Source organism: Bradyrhizobium australafricanum, from assembly GCF_020329495.1.
Lineage (GTDB): Bacteria > Pseudomonadota > Alphaproteobacteria > Rhizobiales > Xanthobacteraceae > Bradyrhizobium > Bradyrhizobium australafricanum.
The window spans coordinates 1-1,777 of sequence record NZ_JAGKJL010000165.1; the positions used below are offsets into that span (position 1 = coordinate 1).

The window sequence follows — 1,777 nt, forward strand, 5'->3', positions numbered from 1 at the left end:
CTTCCGCCACCGTCTGCCGTTCGATCGATCGTCGATGACGCGCTGGCGGCAGCGGCTCGGCGAGGAGCAGCTCGTTGCGCTAATCCAGGAAAGTCTGTCGGTGGCGCACAAGACAGGCGCCCTCGGCCCGAAGGACCTGGAGCGCGTGGTGGTCGATACCACGGTGCAGCCCAAGGCGGTTGCGCATCCGACCGACGCGCGGCTCCTGCATCGAGCAATCATCAAGCTGGTCGGGCTCGCCAAGCGCAACCGTGTGCCGCTACGCCAGAGCTATCTGCGCCTGGCCAAGCGCGCCGCCGTCATGACCGGCCGCTATACCCACGCCCACCAGTTCAAACGCGCCCGGCGGCAGCTCAAGTTCCTGCGGACACGGCTTGGCCGGATCATCCGCGACATCCGCCGCAAGATTGATGGCGATACGGTGCTGGAAGCTCGCTTCGGCCCGTTGCTCGGTTTAGGCGGTGTGGACAGTTATCGCAGCCATAGGACGATGGCTGCGAGAGTGATGACGGCAAGGTAATTTCGGGCGGTCTTTTCGAAGCGGGTTGCGACGCGGCGGAATTGCTTGAGCTTTGAGAAGCAGCATTCGACGAGATGGCGCTGGGCATAGAGATGCTTGTCGAGCGGATACTTGAGCGCGCGTGACGGGTTGTTGGGGATGACGGCGAGCGCGCCCTTGGCTGCAATGTCCTGGCGCAGGTGATCGGCGTCATAAGCCGTATCGGCCATGAAAACCTCGGCAGCCAATCCCTCGATCAATGTGGCGGCTTGCGGTGCATCGCCCTTCTGGCCTGCGGTGATCGTGAACCGTACCGGACATCCCAAGCCGCGAACGGCCATATGTATCTTGGTGCTCAGGCCGCCGCGCGAACGGCCAAGCGCCTGATCTTCAGACCCCCTTTTTTGGCCCCGGCAGCATGCTGATGGGCTCGAACAATGGTGGAATCGACAATCAGATATTCGAAGTCCGGATCGTCGGACATTGCCTCGAAGATCCGCCACCAGACGCCTTTGGCACTCCATCGGCTGAAGCGCCGGAACGCGCTGTTCCAATCCCCGAACGCTTCCGGAAGATCACGCCAGGGAGAGCCCGTGCGAACGATCCACAGCACACCTTCCACGAACATCCGATTGTCGCGCCCGGTCGAGCCCTTCTGGTCAGGCCGGCCTATGATCAGCGGCGCCATCCGCTCCCAAGCCGCATCGCTCAACACCAGACGATCCATCACACCCAAGACTGCCTCCCAAAAGCAGCCTTGAATCTGATTTGCTCCTAAAAGGGAATCCTTAGAGTCCACACCGCCTAGCGCAGCAGGTGCGCAGCCAGGATCAGCATCAGCGCGGTCCGAAGGTCTATGCGTTACATGCTCCGGAGGTTGAGTGCATCGGCAAGGGTAAAGCCCGCACGCCCTACGAGTTCGGCTGCAAGGTCAGCATCGCCACCCCTGTGACGTCTCCGAAGGGCGGCCAGTTCGTGCTCCATGCCAAGGCGCTGCATGGCAATCCCTTCGATGGGCACACGCTCGGTCCCGTAATCGCCGACATGGAGAAGCTCACCGGGGTGGAGGCTCGCGGTATCCACGTCGACAAAGGATATCGCGGTCACAACCACCCGCATCGGTTCAGGGTCTGGATCTCGGGTCAGGTCCGCCGCGTCACAGCTTCCATCCGTCGCGAGATGAAGCGTCGCGCGGCTGTCGAGCCCGTCATCGGCCACGTCAAGGCCGAGCACCGCATGGACAGAAATTATCTCAAGGGACGCCTCGGCGACCGCATC

The 1,777-nt window shown here is 62.4% G+C and carries 1 protein-coding gene and 2 pseudogenes; 2 read left to right on the top strand and 1 reads right to left on the bottom strand.

The window, feature by feature from the left end:
• Positions 1–505 (top strand): annotated as a pseudogene (locus tag J6525_RS46280) (IS5/IS1182 family transposase); the annotation flags it as partial.
• Here J6525_RS46280 and J6525_RS46285 read toward each other — a convergent pair.
• A protein-coding gene (locus tag J6525_RS46285) for an IS5 family transposase (protein WP_225649596.1) occupies positions 472–1,235 on the bottom strand; the annotation gives its coding sequence in 2 pieces (ribosomal slippage) (positions 472–897 and positions 900–1,235; 762 coding nt in all). The pseudogene J6525_RS46280 and the gene J6525_RS46285 overlap by 34 nt on opposite strands.
• 68 nt (positions 1,236–1,303) lie before the next feature.
• Between J6525_RS46285 and J6525_RS46290 the strand changes: the two are divergent.
• Positions 1,304–1,777 (top strand): annotated as a pseudogene (locus J6525_RS46290) (transposase family protein); the annotation flags it as partial.